This window comes from Promicromonospora kroppenstedtii DSM 19349, assembly GCF_000515355.1.
In the GTDB taxonomy this organism is placed as follows: Bacteria; Actinomycetota; Actinomycetes; order Actinomycetales; family Cellulomonadaceae; genus Promicromonospora; species Promicromonospora kroppenstedtii.
In genome coordinates this window covers 41,033-42,371 of the sequence record NZ_KI911691.1, presented here as the reverse complement: position 1 = coordinate 42,371, position 1,339 = coordinate 41,033, and the positions used below count along the sequence as shown (strand labels likewise).

Genomic DNA, 1,339 nt, shown 5'->3' with positions numbered 1-1,339 from the left:
TCGTCGAGGAGCGCGGCGACGCGGGTGCCGCGCGGGTCAGGGAGCTCACCGGCGGGTACGGCGCCCACGGTGTCGTCGAGGCGGTGGGCACCGAGGAGTCGATGTGGCAGGCCATCCGCTCGGCACGACCCGGCGGGTACGTCGGCTACGTGGGCGTGACGCACGGCGTGCAGCTCGACGGCCTGGACCTGTTCTTCACCGGCGTGCACCTGCACGGCGGCCCGGCCCCGGTGCGCCGGTTCCTGCCCGAGCTGATCCAGCTCATCTGGGACCGGAAGATCGACCCGGGCAAGGTCTTCGACCTCACCCTCCCGCTGGAGGACGCCGCCGAGGGCTACCGCGCGATGGACGAGCGCCGCGCCACCAAGGTGCTGCTCACCCCCTGACCGGGTGCCGTGCGCGGGCTGGGGGGTTCCGACGGAACCTCCCGCCCGCGCGGGCGCCTACCTATGGTGGGGACCATGAGCACCAAGGACGAGGTCCGCGACTTCCTGGTCTCCCGCCGCGCGAACGTGACGCCGCAGCAGGCCGGCATCCCGAGCTTCGGGGAGCGCCGGGTGCCTGGCCTGCGCCGCGAGGAGGTCGCGCTGCTCGCCGGGGTCAGCCTCGACTACTACACCCGGCTGGAGCGCGGGAACATCCGCGGCGCGTCCGAGGGCGTGCTGGAGGCGATCGCCCGCGCGCTGCGGCTCAACGACCCCGAGCGCGAGTACCTGTTCGACCTGGCTCGGACCGCGCCGGCCGGGGGCGCCGTTCGCACGCGCCGGCCCGCCCCGCAGGCGGTGCGCACGTCGGTGCAGCGGGTGCTGGACCACATGACGGTGCCGGCGGTGGTGCACAACGCGACCCAGGACATCGTCGCCGCGAACCTGATGGGCCGTGCCCTGTACGCGCCGCACTTCGACACCGACGGCACGCCCAACATGGCGCGGTTCATCTTCCTGGACCGCCGCGCCCGGGACTACTACGTGGACTGGCCCCTGGCCCGCCGGACCGCGGCCGCGATGATGCGGCTGGAGGCCGGGCGCGACCCGCTCAACGCGGACCTCACCGCCCTGGTCGGGGAGCTCTCCACGCGCAGCCCGCAGTTCCGCGCCGACTGGGCCGGGCACGACGTCCACGAGCACCGCACCGGGGTCAAGTCGTTCCGCCACCCCGAGGTCGGCATGATCGAGGTGGCGTTCGACGTGTTCGAGATGCCCGGCGAGGCCGGGCTGCAGATCGTCACCTACAGCGCGCCCCCGGGCACCGACTCCGCGGACCGGTTCGCGCTGCTCGCGAGCTGGGCGGCGACGCGGGAGGCGGCGGAGGACGGCGGACGGCCCGACGCCGGGGCGGA

2 protein-coding genes are annotated in these 1,339 nt (G+C 74.5%); both read left to right on the top strand.

Annotated features, from left to right (window positions below; all coding sequences use genetic code 11):
• Positions 1–386 (top strand): zinc-binding dehydrogenase (locus PROKR_RS16770; protein ID WP_036964860.1); only part of this gene is annotated, 386 nt, incomplete at its 5' end.
• Between the two features lie 75 nt (positions 387–461).
• On the top strand, positions 462–1,339 hold an 878-nt coding region (locus PROKR_RS16765; protein WP_084800494.1), incomplete at its 3' end, for a helix-turn-helix domain-containing protein.